The 20,458-nt window shown below is 62.2% G+C and carries 18 protein-coding genes; 11 read left to right on the forward strand and 7 right to left on the reverse strand.

Annotation, left to right across the window (positions count from 1 at the left end; all coding sequences use genetic code 11):
* The first annotated feature begins 647 nt into the window (after positions 1-647).
* From HBO24_RS17705 to HBO24_RS17725, 5 genes are all read left to right on the forward strand, one after another.
* A complete protein-coding gene (locus HBO24_RS17705; RefSeq protein WP_170060054.1) occupies positions 648-2,099 on the forward strand; it encodes an alanine/glycine:cation symporter family protein in 1,452 nt (483 codons plus the stop codon).
* Between the two features lie 77 nt (positions 2,100-2,176).
* A complete protein-coding gene (locus tag HBO24_RS17710; protein ID WP_170060055.1) occupies positions 2,177-3,154 on the forward strand; it encodes an asparaginase in 978 nt (325 codons plus the stop codon).
* A gap of 50 nt (positions 3,155-3,204) precedes the next feature.
* Positions 3,205-4,197, forward strand: coding sequence for an AraC family transcriptional regulator (locus tag HBO24_RS17715; RefSeq protein WP_057440561.1), 993 nt, complete (start codon positions 3,205-3,207; stop codon positions 4,195-4,197).
* A 136-nt stretch (positions 4,198-4,333) separates the two neighbouring features.
* Entirely contained in the window at positions 4,334-5,368 is a 1,035-nt protein-coding gene (locus tag HBO24_RS17720; RefSeq protein ID WP_057440562.1) for a histone deacetylase family protein, read from the forward strand.
* Complete coding sequence (locus HBO24_RS17725; RefSeq protein WP_057440563.1) at positions 5,365-6,456, forward strand: polyamine ABC transporter substrate-binding protein; 1,092 nt, start codon at positions 5,365-5,367, stop codon at positions 6,454-6,456. The genes HBO24_RS17720 and HBO24_RS17725 overlap by 4 nt, the downstream gene beginning before the upstream one ends.
* Positions 6,457-6,525: 69 nt before the next feature.
* On the opposite strand, the gene HBO24_RS17730 is transcribed toward HBO24_RS17725, so the two are convergent.
* Positions 6,526-8,067: a PLP-dependent aminotransferase family protein gene (locus HBO24_RS17730; protein ID WP_170060056.1), complete on the reverse strand. Its 1,542-nt coding sequence runs from the start codon at positions 8,065-8,067 to the stop codon at positions 6,526-6,528.
* 87 nt (positions 8,068-8,154) lie between these two features.
* Between HBO24_RS17730 and HBO24_RS17735 the strand changes: the two genes are divergently transcribed.
* Genes HBO24_RS17735 through HBO24_RS17745 form a run of 3 tightly spaced genes read left to right on the forward strand, consistent with a single transcriptional unit; the run spans position 8,155 to position 9,915 of the window.
* Positions 8,155-8,790: an FMN-binding negative transcriptional regulator gene (locus HBO24_RS17735; protein ID WP_057440564.1), complete on the forward strand. Its 636-nt coding sequence runs from the start codon at positions 8,155-8,157 to the stop codon at positions 8,788-8,790.
* A complete protein-coding gene (locus tag HBO24_RS17740; protein WP_057440565.1) occupies positions 8,787-9,233 on the forward strand; it encodes a GNAT family N-acetyltransferase in 447 nt (148 codons plus the stop codon). Before HBO24_RS17735 ends, HBO24_RS17740 begins: the two co-directional genes overlap by 4 nt.
* 10 nt (positions 9,234-9,243) lie before the next feature.
* Positions 9,244-9,915 carry a GNAT family protein gene (locus HBO24_RS17745; RefSeq protein ID WP_057440566.1) on the forward strand — a complete coding sequence of 224 codons (672 nt, stop codon included), beginning with the start codon at positions 9,244-9,246 and terminating at the stop codon, positions 9,913-9,915.
* A 3-nt stretch (positions 9,916-9,918) separates the two neighbouring features.
* Here HBO24_RS17745 and HBO24_RS17750 read toward each other — a convergent pair whose 3' ends face one another.
* Positions 9,919-10,185, reverse strand: a complete 267-nt coding sequence (locus HBO24_RS17750; protein WP_057440636.1) for a DNA-binding protein — start codon at positions 10,183-10,185, stop codon at positions 9,919-9,921.
* A 149-nt stretch (positions 10,186-10,334) separates the two neighbouring features.
* Between HBO24_RS17750 and HBO24_RS29840 the strand changes: the two genes are divergently transcribed.
* Both HBO24_RS29840 and HBO24_RS17755 read left to right on the forward strand, forming a co-directional pair.
* A complete protein-coding gene (locus tag HBO24_RS29840) occupies positions 10,335-10,547 on the forward strand; it encodes a hypothetical protein (RefSeq protein WP_315973199.1) in 213 nt (70 codons plus the stop codon).
* Positions 10,548-10,598: 51 nt separating this feature from the next.
* Positions 10,599-11,591, forward strand: coding sequence for an autotransporter outer membrane beta-barrel domain-containing protein (locus HBO24_RS17755; protein ID WP_315973198.1), 993 nt, complete (start codon positions 10,599-10,601; stop codon positions 11,589-11,591).
* A gap of 78 nt (positions 11,592-11,669) precedes the next feature.
* Here HBO24_RS17755 and oadA read toward each other — a convergent pair whose 3' ends face one another.
* On the reverse strand, positions 11,670-13,478 hold the full coding sequence (oadA, locus tag HBO24_RS17760) for a sodium-extruding oxaloacetate decarboxylase subunit alpha (RefSeq protein WP_115129316.1): 1,809 nt from the start codon (positions 13,476-13,478) through the stop codon (positions 11,670-11,672).
* A gap of 11 nt (positions 13,479-13,489) precedes the next feature.
* Positions 13,490-14,905 (reverse strand): acetyl-CoA carboxylase biotin carboxylase subunit, encoded by a 1,416-nt coding sequence (locus HBO24_RS17765; protein ID WP_029290035.1) that lies wholly within the window; start codon positions 14,903-14,905, stop codon positions 13,490-13,492.
* Between the two features lie 195 nt (positions 14,906-15,100).
* On the opposite strand from HBO24_RS17765, the gene HBO24_RS17770 reads away from it, so the two are divergent.
* The gene (locus tag HBO24_RS17770; protein ID WP_057440568.1) at positions 15,101-16,075 is read left to right on the forward strand and encodes a LysR family transcriptional regulator; all 975 of its coding nucleotides are present in this window, start codon (positions 15,101-15,103) and stop codon (positions 16,073-16,075) included.
* Here HBO24_RS17770 and HBO24_RS29615 read toward each other — a convergent pair.
* From HBO24_RS29615 to HBO24_RS17780, 3 genes are all read right to left on the reverse strand, one after another.
* Positions 16,005-16,202 carry a hypothetical protein gene (locus tag HBO24_RS29615; protein ID WP_057444237.1) on the reverse strand — a complete coding sequence of 66 codons (198 nt, stop codon included), beginning with the start codon at positions 16,200-16,202 and terminating at the stop codon, positions 16,005-16,007. The two genes, HBO24_RS17770 and HBO24_RS29615, sit on opposite strands and share 71 nt — an antisense overlap.
* A gap of 163 nt (positions 16,203-16,365) precedes the next feature.
* On the reverse strand, positions 16,366-17,232 hold the full coding sequence (gene hexR, locus HBO24_RS17775; RefSeq protein ID WP_029290040.1) for a transcriptional regulator HexR: 867 nt from the start codon (positions 17,230-17,232) through the stop codon (positions 16,366-16,368).
* A gap of 156 nt (positions 17,233-17,388) precedes the next feature.
* On the reverse strand, positions 17,389-20,268 hold the full coding sequence (locus HBO24_RS17780; protein WP_057961207.1) for a GGDEF domain-containing phosphodiesterase: 2,880 nt from the start codon (positions 20,266-20,268) through the stop codon (positions 17,389-17,391).
* Positions 20,269-20,458: the final 190 nt, after the last annotated feature.

Here is a 20,458-nt window from a genome sequence, read left to right on the forward strand (position 1 = left end):
TCGAAGATCAGGTCGGCTGTCAGGCCGCCTCGCTTTGCTTTTGATCTGAGGCGCCCCGTTAAACCACGCTGGCCGTCATCCGATATTGATTTGGGGGGTAACCCGGCAGGACGCCGGGTTAGCCGCGCTGGGCCATGGATGGCCCATCGCGGCGGCCCCCCAAATCAATGTCGGATGACGGGCACACCGAGCCTAGGCGAGGTGCCGAGTGGTGGGGCAAGAGCCCTTTTGGTTACTTTTGGGGCTCTTTTCCAAAAGTGACCCGCCGTAAGGGCGGAACCCTAAGTGGCCGTGACCGCAGCAACGGATATGTACACAAACCCAAGAAGCACCAGAGAAAAGAGTTGTGTAAAGACTCATGCCCATCGCAGCCTCACCAAAGCTCAACAGCTCCCACATTAGGTCAGTGTGACACTCGACCATTCCTCGCTCAATTGCGCTGCTTGCAGACGGCTGGCGCACACCTAGGTATAGTGCCGCCCCTCTTCGCATGCACGATCGTCAGCCGCATGCGAACGCCGAACTAATAACAACCCGCGACATGGAACCGGGACGAGCCCTCGCCCCACCTATCGTGCTGTCTGCGAAATGGTGTGGAGTCGAGCCGTCCGGCTTTTGCCTTTACAGAAAACAGCGAGGAATACTCCATGCTAGAAGTCATCAACGACTTCCTCTCAGGAAAAGTACTGATCGTGCTCATTGTCGGGCTCGGTGGTTACTTCACGATCCGCTCGCGTTTCGTTCAGTTTCGTCACTTCTTTCATATGTTCGCGGTGTTTCGCGACAGCCTGAAAAGCAGTGCCGGCCAACTCAGCTCGTTCCAGGCGCTGATGCTCAGCCTGGCCGGACGAGTGGGTGCCGGTAACATCGCCGGGGTCGGCATTGCCGTGACCCTGGGCGGCCCGGGCGCAGTGTTCTGGATGTGGGTCACCGCGCTGGTGGGCATGTCTTCGAGCTTTATCGAGTGCTCCCTGGGCCAGCTCTACAAACGTACCGACGCCGAAGGCACCTACCGTGGCGGCCCGGCCTATTACATCCAGCACGGCCTGCAAAAACGCTGGCTGGGGATGGTCATGGCGTTTCTGCTGCTGGTGACCTTCGGGTTCGCCTTCAATGGCCTGCAAGCCCATGCCGTGACCCACTCGCTGAACAACGCCTTTGGCTTCGACACCACCTACACCGGCCTGGCGCTGGCGGTGTTGCTGGGCCTGGTGTTTATCGGCGGGATCAAGCGCATTGCCTCGATTGCCGACCTGCTGGTGCCGGTCAAGACCCTGATCTATATCGCCGTGACGGTCTACGTGATCGTGCTGCAATTCGACCAGGTGCCGGCCATGCTCGCGACCATCGTCAGGAGCGCCTTTGGCCTGGACCAGGCCTTCGGCGGCCTGGTGGGCAGCGCGATCATCATGGGTGTGAAGCGCGGCGTGTTTGCCAACGAAGCGGGCCTGGGCAGCGCGCCCAACGTGGCAGCCGTGGCCTCGGTGGAACACCCGGTCGCCCAAGGTGTGGTGCAAGCGTTCAGCGTGTTCCTCGACACCTTCATCATCTGTACCTGCACCGCCCTGCTGATCCTGCTCTCGGGCTTCTACACCCCAGGCTTTGAAGGCGACGGCATTGCCCTGACCCAGAACTCCCTGGCGGCGGTGGTCGGTGACTGGGGCCGGATGTTTATCTCGGTGGCCCTGGCGTTGTTCGTGTTCACCTCGATCATGTACAACTACTACCTGGGCGAGAGCAACCTGCGCTTTTTGGTGGGCAACAACCGCAAGGTGCTGATCGGTTATCGCGCGCTGGTGCTGGTGCTGATCTTCTGGGGTTCGATCGAGAACCTGAGCACCGTGTTCGCCTTCGCCGACATCACCATGACCATGCTGGCGTTCGTCAACCTGTTCGCCCTGGCGTTCCTGTTCAAGATCGCCATGCGCATCCTCAACGACTACGACAGCCAGCGCGCGGCGGGCATCAAGACCCCGGTGTTCGATTCCAGCCAGTTCCCTGACCTGGACCTGGACCGCAAGGCCTGGCCGGCCAACCCGGTGCAGCCGGAGCCAACGGCTCAAGCGACTGCTGAACTGAACGCCCAAGTGCAACGCTGAGCCTAGATAGATGACACGCCGCCCGGCCTTGGGCATGCTCTGGGCCCGGCGGCGTTTTTCGTTCAGGAGATTCTTCGATGTCCAAAGCTAACACCATCATGGTGCTCTACACCGGCGGCACCATCGGTATGCAGGCCAGCGCCAACGGCCTGGCGCCCGCTTCGGGCTTTGAAGCGCGCATGCGCGAACAGCTTGCCCACCTGCCAGCGCCAGCCTGGCGCTTTCGGGAAATGTCGCCGCTGATCGACAGCGCCAATATGACGCCCGCCTACTGGCAGCGCCTGCGCAGCGCCGTGGTCGAGGCTGTGGACGAGGGCTGCGATGGCGTGCTGATTTTGCATGGCACCGACACCCTGGCCTACAGCGCGGCAGCCATGAGTTTCCAACTGCTGGGCCTACCGGCGCCCGTGGTGTTCACCGGTTCAATGCTGCCGGCCGGCGTGCCTGACAGCGATGCCTGGGAAAACGTCAGCGGCGCCCTGGCAGCGTTGGGCGAAGGCCTCGCGCCCGGCGTGCACCTGTACTTCCACGGCGCACTGATGGCGCCGACCCGCTGCGCGAAAATCCGCAGTTTTGGCCGTCATCCCTTTGCTGCACTGCATCGCAACGGTGGCGTGGCCAAGGCCCAGGCCCTGCCCGCCGCCCTGGACTACCGCCAGCCCAAGGCCCTGGCCAATGTCGGTGTGTTGCCGCTGGTGCCGGGCATTGATGCCGGGCAACTGGACGCCCTGGTCGCCAGCGGCATCCAGGCGCTGGTGCTCGAATGCTTTGGCAGCGGCACCGGGCCCAGCGATAACCCGGCGTTCCTTGCCAGCCTGCAGCGCGCGCTGGATCGGGACGTGGTGGTGGTCGCAATCACCCAATGCCATGAAGGTGGCGTGGAACTGGACGTGTATGAAGCGGGCAGCCGCTTGCGTGGGGTCGGCGTGTTGTCCGGTGGCGGCATGACCCGCGAAGCTGTGTTCGGCAAGCTGCAAGCCCTGCTCGGCGCCGGGCTGTCCAACGACGCAGTACGGCGCCTGGTCGAACTGGACCTGTGCGGCGAACTGAGCTGAGCGGCATATAACTTGCTCCACTTCCAGCCATCCCCTGGCTGGAAGTTCCCATGCTGCACTCCCACCTCACCACCCTCAATGCCGTTTCCCTGGTGCTCAGCACCTTCAAGGCCGAAGGCTTGCCCGCCGAAGCGCTGCTGGCCGGCAGTGGCATCTGTGCGGCGGACTTGAGCCGCGCCGACACACGCATCGCCACGCACCAGGAAATGCAGGTGTGCGCCAATGCCGTGGCCTTGCAGCGTGATATCGGGCTGATCGTGGGGCGACGGATGCACGTATCGGCCTACGGCATGCTCGGCTATGCGCTGCTCACCAGTGCCACTTTCGGTGACGCTTTACGCCTGGCCCTGCGTTATCCGGCGCTGTTGGGAACACTGTTCGAGCTGAGCCTGGAGCAAGACGGTGAGCGTATCTGGTTCACCGCCAGCGATTACCGCGAGAGCCCGGCACTGACCGCCTTCAATGTGGAGCTGTGCCTGGGATCGCTGAAGGTAATCTGTGACGACTTGCTCGGCCACCCGCTGCCGCTGCTGGGTGCGCGCTTTGAGCATGCCGCGCCGGATTATCAGGCGCGCTACGCCGAGTGTTTCGACTGCCCGCTGCAATTCCAGGCCACTGCCAATGCGTTCGCCTTTGACCAACGCTGGCTCGCCCAACCGTTGCCCCTGGCCGACACGGTGACCCACCGGGCAATGGCCGAGCGCTGCCGCAAACAGAACACCGAATTCACCGGGCGCGAGGCCTGGCTGGGGCGGGTGCGCCAGTTGCTCGCGGCGCAACTGCACGCCGCCCCCGGGCTGGATGGCCTGGCCCAGCAGATGAACTGTTCACCCCGCACCCTGCGCCGGCACCTGCATGACCTGGGCTGCAGCTACCAGGAACTGCTGGACGAACTGCGCTTTGAGCGCGCCAAGCAACTGTTGGCGCAAGACCAGTGGCCGATCTACCGCATCGCCGAGCAGTTGGGTTTCAGTGAGACCGCGAGCTTCCGGCATGCCTTTGTTCGCTGGAGCGGTGTAGCACCGAGTCAATTTCGAGCATGACGCCCCATGTAGGGGCGAATTTCGGACAGATAATTTGGCCATATTTATCCCCTTTTGGCCGCTCCTGCCGTTCTCCAAACCTGCGTACACCGCAACACTGCAAGGCATCCCAACCTGCCTGCGGAGAACAATAAAAATGCTGACGATCTACTCGGACGATCACCACCTGCACCATGGCCGTTGCGAATTGATGGACGGCCAGTTGATGCCCTGCTTCGAAATGCCTTCGCGCGCCGACCATGTGCTGCAACGGGTCAAGGACCGTGAACTGGGCCCGGTGCAAGCGCCGCAGGACTTTGGCCTGGCGCCGCTGCAACGTATTCACAGCCGCGACTACCTGGAGTTTTTCAAAGGGGCCTGGCAACGCTGGACGGCCTTCGGCCAGGACGGTGACCTGCTGCCCTACACCTGGCCCGCCCGCACCCTGCGCCGCGTATTACCCACCAGCCTGCATGGTCAACTGGGCTATTACAGCTTCGATGGCGGTGCGCCGATCACCGCCGGCACCTGGCAAGCCGCCTACAGCGCAGCGCAGGTCGCGCTGACCGCACAACACGCGATCCAAAACGGTGCCCACAGTGCCTTCGCCCTGTGCCGCCCGCCGGGGCATCATGCCGCCAGTGACTTGATGGGCGGTTATTGCTACCTCAACAACGCCGCCATCGCCGCCCAGGCCTTTCTCGATCAGGGCCACAAAAAGGTCGCGATCCTCGATGTCGATTACCACCACGGCAACGGCACCCAGTCGATTTTCTATGAGCGCAGTGACGTGCTGTTCACTTCGATCCACGGGCATCCGGAGGCAGAGTTTCCGTTTTTCCTCGGCTACGCCGATGAGCTGGGCGACGGTGCCGGTGAAGGCTTCAACTTCAACTACCCACTGCCGGCCGGTTCCGCCTGGGACACCTGGAGCGCCGCACTGGAGCAGGCCTGCCAGGCAATCGAAGGCTATGGCGCGGACATCATCGTCGTGTCCCTGGGCGTCGACACATTCAAGGACGACCCCATCTCGCAGTTCAAGCTCGACAGCCCGGACTACCTGGCCATGGGTGCGCGTATCGCTCGCCTGGGCAAGCCGACGCTGTTTGTGATGGAAGGCGGCTATGCGGTGGAAGAAATCGGCATCAATGCCGTCAACGTTCTCGAAGGTTTTGAGGGGGCTGCCCAATGAACATGCTCAAGTCGCTTGTGCTCTGTGCCGCCGTGCTGAGCACCGCCGCCCACGCCGAAGAAAAAACCCTGCGGGTCTATAACTGGTTCGACTACATCACCCCCAAGGCCCTGGACGACTTCAAGGCCCAGAACCCGGCGATCAAACTGATCTACGACATCTTCGACACCAACGAGGCCCTGGAGGCCAAGCTGCTGACCGGCAACTCCGGCTACGACGTGGTAGTGCCGTCCAACGTGTTCCTGGCCAAGCAGGTCGAGGCCGGGGTGTTCCAACCCCTGGACCGCAGCCAGTTGCCGAACTGGAACCACCTCGATCCCAAGCTGATGCAGTTGATTGAAGCCAACGACCCGGGCAATAAATTCGCCGTGCCCTATATGTACGGCACCATCCTGATTGGCTTTAACCCGGACAAGGTCAAGGCCGTGCTGGGGGCCGACGCGCCGGTGGACAGCTGGGACTTGATCTTCAAGCCCGAGAACATCAGCAAGCTCAAGCAGTGCGGGGTCGCGCTGCTGGATTCGCCATCGGAAATCCTGCCCCTGGCCTTGCAGCACCTGGGCCTGGACCCCAACAGCAGCAACCCCAAGGACTATGTAAAAGCCGAAGCGTTGCTGATGAAGATCCGCCCCTCCATCACCTACTTCCACTCTTCCAAGTACATGGCCGATATCGCCAACGGTGACATTTGCGTGGCCGTCGGCTACTCCGGCAGTTTCTCCCAGGCGGCCAACCGCGCCAGGGAAGCCAAGAACGGGGTGATTGTCGACATGCGCCTGCCCAAAGAGGGCGCGCCGATCTGGTTCGATATGCTGGCCATTCCCAAGGGCGCGAAAAACCCGCAGGACGCCTACACCTTTATCAATTACCTGCTGCAACCCCAGGTCATTGCGCCCATCAGCGACTTTGTCGGCTATCCCAACCCGAACAAGGACGCGACCGGGCTGGTGGACCCGGCGATCCGCAACAACCCTAACCTGTACCCGACCGAGGCGGCGATGGCCACGCTCTACACCCTCAAGCCGCTGGCCCGTGACGCCGAGCGCGCCAGGACCCGCGCCTGGACCAAGATCAAGTCCGGGACCTGAGCAATCATGGCCGGGGAGCACCCTCTCCGGCCCCGGCGCCACCTCACCGAAAGCGATCGCGCGCCCAGATCATCCCACCCGCCAGGCCTTGCGCAGCCGCGCCAGGGCCTGGGCGATAGCCGCTTCGGGCACGGCGGCAAACCCCAGCACCAGGCCGGCGCGCTGGGCCGGTGCCGAGTGGGTGTCGGGCAGCCAATAGCTGCTCAGGGCGTTGATTTCTACATCCGCTGCCAGGGCCTGGGCGACTAACTGCGCCTCACGGGCCAGGCTTTGCACCCGTACCGTGAGGTGCAAGCCTGCCGCGACACCGGGCAGGCTACCCACGCCAGGCACGTCGTCGGGCCAACCGGCCAGCAAGACATTGCGACGACTCAAGGCGGCGCGGCGCATGCGCCGGATGTGCCGCTGGAAGTGCCCCGCTGCCATGAACTCGGCCATCACCGCCTGGGTGCTGACCTCCGAATGCCGCACGTCCACGGCGCGCCGCTGGGTGAAGGCGCTCACCAAGCCCGGCGGCAACACCAGATAACCCAGGCGCAACGCCGGGAACGCGACTTTGCCGAAAGTCCCCACATAGAGCACCCGATCACTGCGATCCAGGGCCGCCAGCGGTGCCAGGGGCGCGCCGCTGTAACGGTACTCACCGTCGTAGTCATCCTCGATGATCCAGCCGCCCGTGCGCTCGGCCCAGGCCAGCAACTCCAGGCGCCGGGCCAGGCTCATGACCACCCCCGTCGGGTACTGGTGGGAAGGCGTGACATAGGCCAGGCGGCAGTCGTTGAGCGCGTTCAATGCCGTGCAGTCGATGCCCTCTGCGTCCACCTCCACGCCCTGGAGTTTTGCCCCGGCATTGGCAAACGCATGCCCTGCCGCCCGGTAGCCGGGATTTTCAATTGCCACGCTATCCCCAGGGCCCACCAGTAGCTGTGCACAAAGGCTGATTGCCTGTTGCGCGCCGCTGGTGATCACAATTTGCTCAGCGGTGCATTGCATGCCTCGCGAGCTGCGCAAGTAAGCCGCGATCAGCCCACGCAATCGCTCATCCCCGGCCGGGTTGCCGTAACACAGTTGTTGCAGGTCAGGCTTGCGCCAAAAAGCCGCATTCAGCTTGGCCCAGACGTCAAACGGGAACAGATCGAAGGCCGGTACACCGACACGAAAAGCCCGTAGAGGGCCACTGGGTGGCAGCGGTAAATGGTTGTTTTCCAGACGACCCAGAGCGGGACTGTGGATAACTTCACTGGATAAATTCCCAGTTATATTTGCGGGTTTTGTGGATAAGGCTGGGGATAAGCCTGTTGATAACCCTGTGGACACTTTTGTGGATAATTTTTTTGTGCCCGGGTCGGTGGTGGGCAATTGCGCCACATAGGTCCCATCGCCCACGCGGCCTTCGATAAAGCCTTCGGCATACAACTGATCGTAGGCCCGCACCACACTGTTGCGGGAAATCGACAACGCCGCCGCCAGATCCCGGCTGGCTGGCAGCCGGGTCCCACTGGCCAGCCGCCCATCCAGCACCCGCTGGCGCAGGGCCTCGTACAGCTGGCGTGTCAGGCCCTGACGGCGATCCAGTTCAATACCCGCAGGGTTGAATGACATGGGCGACATATTGGACCTATGAAATTGGCCTTAGATGGCTCTTACAACAGACCATTAGCCTGCCTAGGATGCAGGCATTCGCCAAGGAAAATATTTATGTACACGCCTCGCGCCTTTGCCCTCGACGATTTGCCCGAACTGCAGCAACTGATCCGGCACACGCGCCTGGCGCAGTTGGTGACCTTTGGCGAGCACGGCCTGCAGGCCAGCCATTTGCCGCTGCTGCTCAACCCTGATGAAGGACCCAATGGCACCCTCTACGGCCATCTGGCCAAGGCCAATCGCCAGTGGCAAGACCTGCAGAACGGCAGCGAGGCCCTGGTGATTTTTGCCGGTGCCGAGGCCTATGTCAGCCCAGGGTTTTATCCGGCCAAAGCCGAACACGGCAAAGTGGTGCCCACCTGGAATTACCTGGCGGTCCACGCCTATGGCCAGGCCGAGGTGTTCACCGATGCCGAGCGCCTGCTCACACTGGTCAGCGCCCTGACCGACCGCCACGAAAACGGGCGCGCCCAACCGTGGAAAGTCAGCGATGCTCCGGTGGACTACATCGACGGCATGCTCAAAGCCATCGTCGGGTTCGCCCTGCCGATCCAGCGCCTGCAAGGCAAGCGCAAGCTCAGCCAGAACCGCAGTGCGGCGGATATCGCCGGCGTACGCGAAGGGCTGGCCGCAAGCTTTGACGTGCGTGACCAAACCCTCGCCCGATTCATTCCCAAGGAGCCTTCATGAGCCAGATCGACATCCGCCGGGTGCAAGCCGCCGACCACGCTGCCTGGTTGCCACTGTGGCAGGCCTACCTGCGCTTCTACGACACGCAGTTGCCGGACGCCGTCAGCACCAGCACCTGGCAACGCCTGCTCGACCGCAACGAGCCGACCCATTCGGCCCTGGCCTGGCAGGACGGCAAGGCGGTGGGTATGGTCAACTTCATCTATCACCGCTCCAACTGGAGCATCGAAAGCTCCTGTTACTTGCAAGACCTGTTCGTGGACGCCGCCCAGCGCGGTGCCGGAGTTGGTCGCAAATTGATCGAATTCGTCTACACCACCGCCAAGGCCGAGGGGTGCTGCAAGGTCCACTGGTTGACCCATGAGACCAATGCCACTGCGATTGCGTTATACGAACGCATCGCCGAACGTCCCGGCTTTATCCAGTTTCGCAAAGGCCTTTAAGGAGCACAGCATGTCGACCTCACTCGCAGACTGGAAAGGCGCCCCGGCGCCCACCGCCCAACTGATCGAAGGGCGCTTTATCCGCCTGGAAAAACTCGACCCGGCCCGCCACACCGATAGCCTGTGGCAAGCCCTCCAGGGCCCCGGTGCCGACCCCAAGCTGTGGGACTATTTGCCCTACGGCCCGTTTACCGAGCGCGCCGTTTTTGATGCGTGGCTGAACAACCATGCGGCCAATAGCGATCCGTACTTTTTCAGCGTGATCGACCGCGCCAGCGGCGACGTGCAGGGCATCCTCAGCCTGATGTCGATCGTCCCGGCCCAGGGCCGCATCGAAATCGGCCACGTCACCTTCGGCGCCCCAATGCAGCGCTCACCGAAAAGCACCGAGGCCGTGTATCTGCTGGCCCGGCACGCGTTTGAACTGGGCTACCGGCGCCTGGAATGGAAGTGCAACAACGGTAACGCCCGCTCCAAATACGCAGCCGAGCGCCTGGGGTTCAGTTTTGAAGGGGTGTTCCGCCAGCATATGGTGGTCAAGGGGCAGAACCGCGACACGGCGTGGTACTCGATCCTCGATGGAGAATGGCCGAAGGTCGGCGCCGGGTTTGAGGCCTGGCTTGGCGAGGCTAACCAGACGGCCGATGGACAGGCGAAAACCCTGACTGAATGCCGGGGCTGACGTTCAGCTCAACGGACGCCGAACCTTGACCACGCCCATCTGCAAGCCGAACGGCCGGAACACCGCGTTCAACGACTTGAGCGTCTGATTGCCCTCGCCGTGCTCGATATGCACCAGGGTGCGCAGGGAAATCCTGCACATCCTGGCGAACGGGGTCTGGTGCAAGCCGGTGACCTCCACGCGCAGCCGGCGCACGGCTTCGCCGACCTGCAGGGTACCTTCGGCCTGGCCCCGCTCCACACTCTCGATGAACAAGGCGCGTGTATCCAAAAAATACACATTCCTCCAGGCCACAACCCTTACGCCTTTATTCACCTGGCACTGAAGATCTCTCCCGCAAACCGCAAACGCTTACCCTGACAGTTATCCCTCCAGCGCCTCGCTAAATTTCCCGCCTCACATCTCAGAGGTTCGGACCTATGCCCTGCACATCCAAACGACTCGCCCTTGTCATCACTTTCGCGCTGTGTGCGTTGAGCATTCAACTGGCCGCTGCACGCGGGGATATGGGGTCGCCGCCCAGCGAACCTGAACCGGCCAGTCCTCTTTATTTCATTGACTACGCCACCACCGGCAATGGCCGGGCTGTGGCCCAGGTGCTGGACCGTGCGGTGGATGCGTTGCTGGAGTAGGGCGACCTGAGCGCGCGAGAAAAGTATCTGATTGCAGATGACGCCCGCTATATGGGCAACCTGGCCCCTGGAAGAATCGGCGCGGTGCTGGAGCAACTGGCTGCCAGCCAGAACGCCAACCTGGGCAGCGCCACCCAGAACAGCCTGAAGCCACTGCAGAGCAGTTTGCTGGCGGCCATGAGCGACGTGAGCGGCGATGCCAACGGTCGTGTCTGGCTACAGGGCCTGGGCAACGCCGGCAGCCTGGACGGCCAGCACGGCGGTGGCGATTTGCAACAGCGTAACCAGGGCGTGGTGCTGGGCGCCGATTGGGCCGTGGACCCCGCTTGGCGCATGGGTGTGATGGGGGCCAAGACGACCAGTGACCTGAGCGCCAAACGCTTCAAGGCCGCGCTCGACAGCTGGCACCTGGGGGCTTACGCGGTGCGCCAGGATGGGCCGCTGGCCTTGCGCCTGGGGGCGATCCACAGCAATCACGCCGGGTTGAACAAGCGCAGCGTGGATTTTGATTTCATCGACCATCGCGAACAACTCAAGGGCAAGTACACCGCGCAAAGCCAGACGGTTTTCAGCGAAATGGGCTATCGCGCGGACCACGGCAGTTTTACCGTCGAACCGTTCGCGGGCATCGGTTATCAGCGCTACCAGCGCGAGCGCTTCAAGGAAAAAGGCGGCCTCAGCGCCCTGAATGTCGGCGAGCAGACCCAGCAGAACCTGAGCAGCACCTTCGGCCTGCGCATGACCAGCCTCTATACCCTGGACAACCAGATGCCCCTCAAACCCCATTTCAGCGCCCGCTGGAAACACCTGTATGGCGATGTCGGAAACCGCGTGCGCCAGTCCTCGGCCTGGGTGGACAGGTCGGTGTTCAACAGCGATTTCACCATCGAGGGCACTGCCCTGGACCGCAATAGCATGGCCCTGCAAGCCGGGCTGGGGCTGGGCGTATCGACCACCCAGAGCGTGGGCCTGACCTACACCGGCGATTTTGGCGCGCGCAGCAGCAACCAGGCCGTGATGGGCCAATGGACCCTGACGTTCTGATTTCGCACGGTTTGCAGACGAAAAAAAAGGGGGCACATGCCCCCCCGAGGATTAAGCGGTAGTCTCGAAGGCTGGGGATCAGCCTTCGATTTCGATCAGGATTTCACCCGGGTTGACCCGGTCGCCCTTGGCTACGTGAACGGCGGTGACTTTGCCGGCGATGGCCGCCTGCACTTCCGTCTCCATCTTCATCGCTTCGGTGATCAGCACAGCCTGGCCGGCCTTGACCACGTCGCCTTCCTTGACCAGCACATCCACGATATTGCCCGGCATCGCCGTGCTCACATGGCCCGGCTCGCTGGCCTGCTTGCGCTTGCTGGTGCCGCCGCCGACGAATTCGTTGAGCGGTTCGAACACCACTTCTTCCGGCATGCCGTCGATGGACAGGTAGAAGTGACGCTTGCCTTCGGCCTTGACGCCAACACCGGTGATATCCACGCGGTAGCTTTCGCCGTGCACGTCGATCACGAACTCGGTCGGCACACCTTCACCGCCGGCACGGGCCACGCCGCCGGCTTCCGGGATCGGCAGCAATACTTCTGGGGCCAGGGTGCCGGCGTCGCGCTCTTCAAGGAACTTGCGGCCGATGTCCGGGAACATCGCGTAGGTCAGCACGTCTTCTTCGGACTTGGCCAACGCGCCGATTTCGCCACGCAGCTTGGTCATTTCCGGCTTGAGCAGGTCGGCTGGGCGCACGTCGATCACGTCTTCGCTGCCGATGGCCTGGCGACGCAACTTCTCGTTCACCGTGCCCGGTGCCTTGCCGTAGCCGCCTTGCAGGTACAGCTTCACCTCGTTGGTGATGGTCTTGTAGCGCTCGCCGGCCAGCACGTTGAAGAACGCCTGGGTGCCGACGATTTGCGAGGTTGGCGTGACCAGCGGCGGGAAGCCGAGGTCTTCACGCACCCGTGGGATCTCTGCCAGCACTTCGCTCATGCGGTTGAGGGCGCCCTGCTCTTTGAGCTGGTTGGCCAGGTTGGAAATCATCCCGCCCGGCACCTGGTTGACTTGCACGCGGGTGTCGACGGCGGTGAATTCACTTTCGAACTGGTGGTACTTCTTGCGCACGGCATAGAAGTACAGACCGATCTCCTGCAACAGCTCCAGGTCGAGGCCGGTGTCGAACTCGCTGCCTTTGAGGGCGGCGACCATCGACTCGGTACCCGGGTGGCTGGTGCCCCAGGCGAAGCTGGAGATGGCGGTGTCGATATGGTCGGCACCGTTTTCGATAGCCTTGAGTTGGCACATCGCGGCCAAACCGGCGGTGTCATGGGAGTGGATAAAGATCGGCAGGCTCTGCTCGGCCTTCAGCGCCTTGACCAGTTCGCCGGTGGCATACGGGGTCAGCAGGCCGGCCATGTCCTTGATCGCAATGGAGTCGCACCCCATGGACTCCAACTGCTTGGCCTGGGCCACGAACGCCTCGATGGTGTGCACAGGGCTGGTGGTGTAGGCGATGGTGCCCTGGGCGTGTTTGCCGGCCGCTTTTACCGCTTCGATGGCCACGCGCAGGTTACGCACGTCGTTCATGGCGTCGAAGATACGGAACACGTCGATGCCATTTACCGCTGCCTTTGCCACGAAGGCTTTGACCACGTCGTCGCTGTAATGGCGGTAGCCCAGCAGGTTCTGCCCACGCAGCAGCATTTGAAGGCGCGTGTTGGGCAACGCGGCGCGCAGTTTGCGCAGGCGCTCCCACGGGTCTTCTTTCAAGAAGCGTACGCAAGCGTCGAAGGTCGCGCCGCCCCAGACTTCCAGGGACCAGTAGCCGACTTTGTCGAGCTTGTCGCAGATCGGCAGCATGTCGTCGGTGCGCATGCGGGTGGCCAGCAACGATTGGTGGGCGTCGCGCAGGATGGTGTCGGTAACGAAGATCTTCTTGCTCATTGTTATATTCCTCACAGGCCTGCGTGGGCGGCGATGGCGGCGGCGATGGCCAGGGCCAGCTCTTCGGGTTTGCGCTTGATCGAGTAGTTGGTCAGCTCAGGATGGCTTTCCACAAAACTGGTGTTGAACTGGCCGCTGCGGAATTCCGGGTTGCGCAGGATTTCCTGATAGTAGGCGGCGGTGGTCTTCACGCCTTGCAGGCGCATGTCGTCCAGGGCTCGCAGGCCGCGGTCCATGGCTTCTTCCCAGGTCAGCGCCCATACCACCAGTTTCAGGCACATGGAGTCGTAGAACGGTGGGATGGTGTAGCCGGTGTAGATTGCCGTGTCGGTACGCACGCCGGGGCCGCCGGGGGCGTAGTAACGGGTGATCTTGCCGAAGCTTGGGAGGAAGTTGTTCTTCGGGTCTTCGGCGTTGATACGGAACTGCAACGCAAAGCCACGGTGCTGGATATCTTCCTGTTTTACCGACAGCGGCAGGCCGGACGCGATGCGGATCTGCTCGCGAACGATATCAATGCCGGTAATTTCTTCGGTGATGGTGTGTTCCACCTGCACCCGGGTGTTCATCTCCATGAAGTACACCTCGCCCTCGGCGAGCAGGAACTCCACGGTGCCGGCGTTCTCATAGCCCACGGCCTTGGCCGCACGCACCGACAGGTCGCCGATGTAGGCACGCTGTTCGGGGGTCAGTTGGGGGCTGGGGGCGATTTCGATGAGCTTCTGGTTACGGCGCTGGATCGAGCAATCACGTTCGAACAGATGCACCACGTTGCCAAAGCTGTCGCCGAGGATCTGCGCCTCGATGTGCTTGGGATTGACGATGCATTTTTCCAGGAACACTTCCGCCGAACCAAAGGCCTTGGTGGCCTCGGAGATGACGCGGGGGAAGGCTTGTTCGAGTTCTTCACGGCTGTTGCAGCGACGAATGCCGCGACCGCCACCACCGGAGGTGGCCTTGAGCATCACCGGGTAACCAATGCGGTCACCTTCGGTCAGCGCCTCGGCGATGTCGGCGACGTTGCCTTCGGTGCCCGGCGTCACCGGCACGCCGGCCTTGATCATGCTGCGGCGCGCTTCGGTCTTGTCGCCCATGCGGCGAATGACTTCGGCCGATGGACCAATGAATTTGATTCCACGTTCGGCGCAAATGTCCGCCAGTTCGGCGTTTTCCGAGAGGAAGCCGTAGCCAGGGTGCAACGCGTCGCAGCCGGTTTCCACAGCCAGGTTCACCAGCTTGCGCGGGTTCAGGTAACCGGCCAGGGGCTCGGCACCAATGCTGTGGGCCTCATCGGCGCGCTTGACGTGCAAGGCGTGCCGGTCAGCGTCGGAATAGACCGCCACCGAACGAATACCCATTTCGGCACAGGCCCGCACAATGCGGACGGCAATCTCACCACGGTTGGCGATCAGGATCTTTGTTATCACTTGGAAATTCCCTTGAGCCGATTGCTGCGTTCTTCGACCTGCTAGACCAGGTCGGCGCGTGACTAAATGTTTCAGGTCAGTCGCCAGACACACACTATGCGCACTTAGGGATTAACAAAAATCAATAATTATTGGGTTGTGTATAAGTAAAGACTTATAGTTGACCCCACCGCCCCCTGCGAGCCGCTTTGAATTATGCGTAAGTCACTGATGCGTATGACATTACGTCAATTGCAAATCTTCAATGAAGTCTGCGATTTGCGCTCCTACAGCCGCGCTGCCGAGGAAATGTCCCTTACGCAACCCGCCGTCAGCCTACAGATTCGCCAGCTCGAAGAGCTGGTCGGCCAGCCGTTGTTCGACTACGTGGGCAAAAAGCTCTACATGACCGAAGCCGCCGAAGCCCTGCAGCGGGCCAGCCGGGACATCTTCGGGCGCCTGGAAAACCTTGATATGCAGCTCTCGGACATGCAGGGCTCGCTGCAGGGGCAATTGAAGCTGGCGGTGGAGTCCAGTGCCAAATACTTCGTGCCGCACTTGTTCGCCGCCTTCAAGCGCCAGCATCCCGAGGTGCAGTTGCACCTCACGGTGGTCAACCGCGCCCAGGTGATCCGCAGGCTGTCGGACAACCGTGACGACCTGGTGATCATGTCCATGGTGCCGCAGGACATGGGCCTGGAATTTTTGCCCTTTCTCAACAACCCGATTGTCGCGGTGGCCCCGCCGGACCACCCACTGAACCTGCAAGGCCCATTGCGCCTGCAGGATCTGGAACCCTACACCTTGCTGTTGCGCGAGCCGGGCTCCGGGACGCGCCTGGCCTGCGAGGAGTACTTCAAGGAAAAGCGCGTGCACTTCACCCAGACGGTGGAAGTGGCCTCGGCCGAGGCACAGCGCGAGTGCGTCGTGGCGGGGTTGGGCGTGGCCCTGCTGACGCGCCACGCCCTGAACCTGGAGCTGGCCACCGGCGGGCTCAAGGAGTTGCCGGTGGAAGAGCTGCCGCTGTACCGCAGCTGGTGCCTGGTGCAGGCCAAGGCCAAGCGCCTGTCACCGGTGGCCCATGCGTTCCTGGGCTTTATCCGCAACGAGCGGGTGCAGATCAGCGTGCTGGCTGAACGCTTCGCTGGGCAGCCGCGGGCGCCTGCCAGTGCAGCTCCGGATAGTCGCTGATGCTCTGCAGCAGTTGACGCTGGTCACAACGGTCTTCAATTGCACGACGGAACGCCATGCGGCGCTGGTCTTCCTGCTGACGACGGGTTTTGACGGTGCTGGTGCTGTCTTCGTAGTGCCGGGCCATTTCGAGTCTCCCAATGCGAGTACGGGGAGTTCAGGATGGGCGCGGGGGATGACGGTTTGGCGGCACGCGGGTTACAGGACGATGAATCTTGCCGGTGCAACACCGAGCAAATCTGTGGGAGCTGGCTTGCCTGCTCTCACAGTTGACCGAGTGCCACCTTGGGTCAGTCGTCGAGGGCTTTGACGGACTTGGGCGACAGCCGCAGGCTGCGCAAGCTGCGCTTGACGCTCTTGAGGTGGTTGACCAGGCTCGGGCCACGCGCCATGGCCACGCCCATCGCCAGCACGTCGATCACCACCAGGTGGGCAATCCGCGAGGTCAGCGGGGTGTAGATCTCGGTGTCTTCGTGCACATCAATCGCCAGGTTGACCGTGGACAGCTCCGCCAATGGCGTCTGGCTCGGGCACAAGGTGATCAGTGAGGCGCCGCTTTCACGCACCAGGTTGGCGGTGATCAGCAAGTCCTTGGAGCGGCCCGACTGGGAAATACAGATCGCCACATCGGTGGGTTTCAACGTCACCGCCGACATCGCCTGCATATGCGGGTCACTGTAGGCCGCCGCCGTCAGCAGCAGACGGAAGAACTTGTGCTGGGCATCCGCCGCCACCGCACCCGACGCGCCAAAGCCATAGAACTCCACGCGCTGGGCCTGGGACATGGCGGTCACGGCTTTTTGCAGCTCGATCGGGTCGAGCTTCTCCCGCACTTCCATCAGGGTGTGCAGGGTGGTGTCGAAAATTTTCAGGCTGTAGTCGGCGACGGAGTCGTCTTCATGAATCGCGAACTGCCCGAAGCTGGCACCGGCCGCCAGGCTCTGGGCCAGTTTCAGCTTCAAGTCCTGGAACCCCGAGCAACCGATGGCGCGGCAGAAGCGCACGATGGTCGGCTCGCTGATCCCCACACTGTGGGCAAGGTCAGCCATGGAACTGTGCATCACGGCCGCAGGGTCAAGCAGCACGTGATCGGCAACCTTGAGTTCCGATTTGCGTAACAGGTGGCGCGACTGGGCGATATGTTGCAACAGGTTCAAAGGGCAGGACTCTTGTTATTGGCAGACGCCAGGGATGTAGCAAGCTTGTAGTTATACTACAAGAATTGCTGATTTGCCCGCTCGATGCATCACTAAATCGCCCTACTGCCCCCTGAATCAGCGGGCAAGTGCGATGTAGCACCCGATGGCGCCTGGCTAGCCGTCAGGAAAATCTGCATTTTTCCGTAACAAATCCGCCAGTCCTTCGGCCTCAATCGGCCGGCTGATCAAATAGCCCTGCACCTCATCGCAGTTTTCAGCGCGCAGGAAATCCAGCTGCTGCTGATCTTCCACACCCTCGGCCACCACCTTGAGCGACAACCCATGGGCCATGGCAATGATGGCCCGGGTAATCGCCAAGTCTTCACGCCCCTGGCCCAGGCCGCGGATAAAGGTCTGGTCGATCTTCACGTAATCCACCGGGATGCGCTTGAGATAACTGAGGGACGAATAGCCGGTGCCAAAGTCGTCGATGGCCAGCTTCACCCCCAGATCGCGCAGTTGCTGGAAGGTGGCGATGATGTGCTCGACACTGTCGAGCAACTGACTTTCAGTCAGCTCCAACTCCAGGTACTGCGGGGCCAACCCGGTTTCGTCCAGCACCTGGCGTACCAGGCTGACCAACTTGCCCTGGCGCAACTGGTGCACCGACAGGTTGACCGACACGCGGATCGGCGCCAGGCCCTGACGCTGCCATTCACAGGCCTGCCAGCAGGCCTGGCGCAACACAAACTCGCCCAATGGCACGATCAACCCGGTCTCTTCCGCCAGCCCGATAAAATCACCCGGCGGCACGCTGCCCCACTGCGGATGGTCCCAGCGCACCAGCGCCTCGGCGGCGTTCATCTTGCCGGTGGCCAGGCACAGCTTGGGTTGGTAGAACACCTTCAACTGGCGCTCATCAATGGCTTTGCGCAACTGGTTTTCCAGCTGCAAACGCTCAAGGGTGCTGGCCTGCAAGCTGTCGGTATAGAACTGGAAGTTATTGCCGCCCAAATGCTTGGCGTGTTGCATAGCCATGTTTGACTGGCTGACCAATGCGGAAATTTCCCGCGCGTTATCCGGTAACAGGCTGACACCGATTGAAGCGCTGACCACCAACTCATGCCCCTCCACCGCCACCGGCACCCGCAGTTTGGCCAAGAGTCGGGTGGCCACCCGCGCCAGGCTCGACAGGCTGCCATAGGCGTCGAACAACACCGCGAATTCGTCGCCAGACAGTCGCGCAATGGTGTCGGCTTCCGGCAAGGCATTGATCAGGCGCCTGGCCATTTTTTGCAGCAATTGGTCGGCAATTTCGTGGCCCAGGCTGTCATTGAGCAGCTTGAAGCGGTCCAGGTTGATATGCAGCAACGCCAGGCTGCGGCCGCCCTGGCGCACCCGTTGATGGGCCTCACGAAGGCGCTCGCGGAACAGCGAGCGGTTGGCCAGGCCCGTCAGTTCGTCGTAATGGGTGAGGTAGCGCATGCGCTCCTCGGACTCGCGGCGGGCGGACAAATCGGCGAAGAAGCCCACGATATGACTGACATTTCCCCGAACATCGCGCACCACGCTCAATTGCAGCCATTGCGGGTACAGCTCGCCGTTCTTGCGCGCCTCTACCAGTTCACCCTGCCAACTGCCGTGGTTCAACAGGGCCTGGCGAATCACCGGGAAGTGCCGGCGAGCGTCGCGGCTGCACGGCAACTCCACGACATTGCGCCCCAGCATGTCGTCGATATCAAAGCCGGTGACACGGCTGAAGGCTTGGTTGATCGCAATCAACACGTACTCCGGGTCCAGGATCACGATGCCTTCGCTGGCCGCCTCGAACACCGTGGACGCCAGCCGTAACTGCTCTTCCACCGCCTTGCCGGCGCTGATATCGCGCCGGGTACCGAGCATGCGCGTCACGCGCCCGCTGGCCGTGCGCTCTACGGCGCGCCCACGGTCCTCGATCCACACCCAGCGCCCGTCGCCATGGCGTACGCGGTACTCCACCTGATAGTCCTCGCTGCGCCCTTTCAAGTGCTCCACCAGCGCGTACTTGAGCAGCGGCAAGTCGTCCGGGTGCAGGCGTGGCTTGAGGTCGCGCAGCATCGCCGTGACGTATTCCGGCTCCAGGCCGAACAACTCCTTGAGTTGGGTGTGGTGGACTTCATCGGTTTGCAGGTTCCAGTCCCACAAGCCCAGCTCACTGGCCTGCAACGCCATGGCCAGGCGCGCCTCGCTTTTGCTCAGGGCCAGGCTGGCGGCGTCCAATTGCTGGCCGCGCTGTTCGACGCGCTGTTGCAGGCCGACCTGGGCCTCGCGCAGTTCCTGCTCGATCTGGCGGCGCTGCTCGACCTCGCGCACCAGGTCCTGATTCAACTGCTCGCTACGCTGACGCGCCTGTTGCAAGTGCTCGATCAGGGCCTGGTTCTGGAAGCGCCGCAGCAGACCGCGCTGGATCAGGCGGTTGACCTGCCATGCCACCAGGCTCAGGGATGCCAGCAGGATCAGGCCCAGGTAACTCCACCCCTGCAGTTGCGGTTCGCCGCTGCAGAATAGATAGAGGATGGTGGGCACCAGGCAGGGCAAGGCAAACGACAAAAACGCCGGCAAACTCACGGCGTAGGCCACGCTGGCCGATAAAGTGGCCGCGCCAATCAGGCCAAAGACCCAGGCCTGCTGCACGAAGCTATCCAAGGGCACCAGGGCAATGGCCGCACTCGCCAGGGTCAGGCCACTGGCCGCCGAACCGAGCATGAACATCCGCCGCCAGACCGGCTGAGCCTGTCGGCTGGGCAAGGCGCTGTCGAAGGCCGCCACCTGGATCACGCGCATCGCCACCAGGGCCAGCAACCACACCAGCCAACTGCCGACCAGCACATAACGCTGCGGGCTCCAGAGCAACCAGGCGCAGACCAGACCGTTAATCAGCATCAATAACGTGGGCAGCAACGACCCCTGGTACAACAGACGCGTGCGCTCGACCGCCATCTCCATGGCGTAGTGCTTGCGGATAACCTGCTCCGGCGCGACAGAAGGGCCGGGCAAGTCAGTGCTGAGAGTCATAGGCAGTGTTCTTATAATGGTGAGCCCGAAACGTCGACGGAGCATACACAAGCAGACGGGCAGACCAAACTGCTCTGGATCATAAATATCCGCGAATAAACCCCCGCAAACCATGGACCCAGAGGGGCTGAACAAGACAGGGCGCGGGCTACAGACGATGACTTACCAGTCATCACCGTGGCTGGAGTAT

This window comes from Pseudomonas sp. WS 5410, from assembly GCF_012985645.1.
GTDB classification, from domain to species: Bacteria; Pseudomonadota; Gammaproteobacteria; order Pseudomonadales; family Pseudomonadaceae; genus Aquipseudomonas; species Aquipseudomonas shahriarae.

What these genes read in the sequence shown, in the direction of transcription:
- HBO24_RS17735 (WP_057440564.1), top strand. Translation starts at nt 8,155, where the DNA reads ATGTACACGCCTCGCGCCTTTGCCCTCGACGATTTGCCCGAACTGCAG.
- HBO24_RS29615 (WP_057444237.1), bottom strand. Translation starts at nt 16,202, where the DNA reads ATGGCCCGGCACTACGAAGACAGCACCAGCACCGTCAAAACCCGTCGT.
- HBO24_RS17715 (WP_057440561.1), top strand. Translation starts at nt 3,205, where the DNA reads ATGCTGCACTCCCACCTCACCACCCTCAATGCCGTTTCCCTGGTGCTC.
- HBO24_RS29840 (WP_315973199.1), top strand. Translation starts at nt 10,335, where the DNA reads ATGCCCTGCACATCCAAACGACTCGCCCTTGTCATCACTTTCGCGCTG.
- HBO24_RS17770 (WP_057440568.1), top strand. Translation starts at nt 15,101, where the DNA reads ATGCGTAAGTCACTGATGCGTATGACATTACGTCAATTGCAAATCTTC.
- HBO24_RS17710 (WP_170060055.1), top strand. Translation starts at nt 2,177, where the DNA reads ATGTCCAAAGCTAACACCATCATGGTGCTCTACACCGGCGGCACCATC.
- HBO24_RS17725 (WP_057440563.1), top strand. Translation starts at nt 5,365, where the DNA reads ATGAACATGCTCAAGTCGCTTGTGCTCTGTGCCGCCGTGCTGAGCACC.
- HBO24_RS17740 (WP_057440565.1), top strand. Translation starts at nt 8,787, where the DNA reads ATGAGCCAGATCGACATCCGCCGGGTGCAAGCCGCCGACCACGCTGCC.
- HBO24_RS17755 (WP_315973198.1), top strand. Translation starts at nt 10,599, where the DNA reads ATGGGCAACCTGGCCCCTGGAAGAATCGGCGCGGTGCTGGAGCAACTG.
- HBO24_RS17780 (WP_057961207.1), bottom strand. Translation starts at nt 20,268, where the DNA reads ATGACTCTCAGCACTGACTTGCCCGGCCCTTCTGTCGCGCCGGAGCAG.
- HBO24_RS17705 (WP_170060054.1), top strand. Translation starts at nt 648, where the DNA reads ATGCTAGAAGTCATCAACGACTTCCTCTCAGGAAAAGTACTGATCGTG.
- HBO24_RS17745 (WP_057440566.1), top strand. Translation starts at nt 9,244, where the DNA reads ATGTCGACCTCACTCGCAGACTGGAAAGGCGCCCCGGCGCCCACCGCC.
- oadA (WP_115129316.1), bottom strand. Translation starts at nt 13,478, where the DNA reads ATGAGCAAGAAGATCTTCGTTACCGACACCATCCTGCGCGACGCCCAC.
- HBO24_RS17720 (WP_057440562.1), top strand. Translation starts at nt 4,334, where the DNA reads ATGCTGACGATCTACTCGGACGATCACCACCTGCACCATGGCCGTTGC.
- HBO24_RS17730 (WP_170060056.1), bottom strand. Translation starts at nt 8,067, where the DNA reads ATGTCGCCCATGTCATTCAACCCTGCGGGTATTGAACTGGATCGCCGT.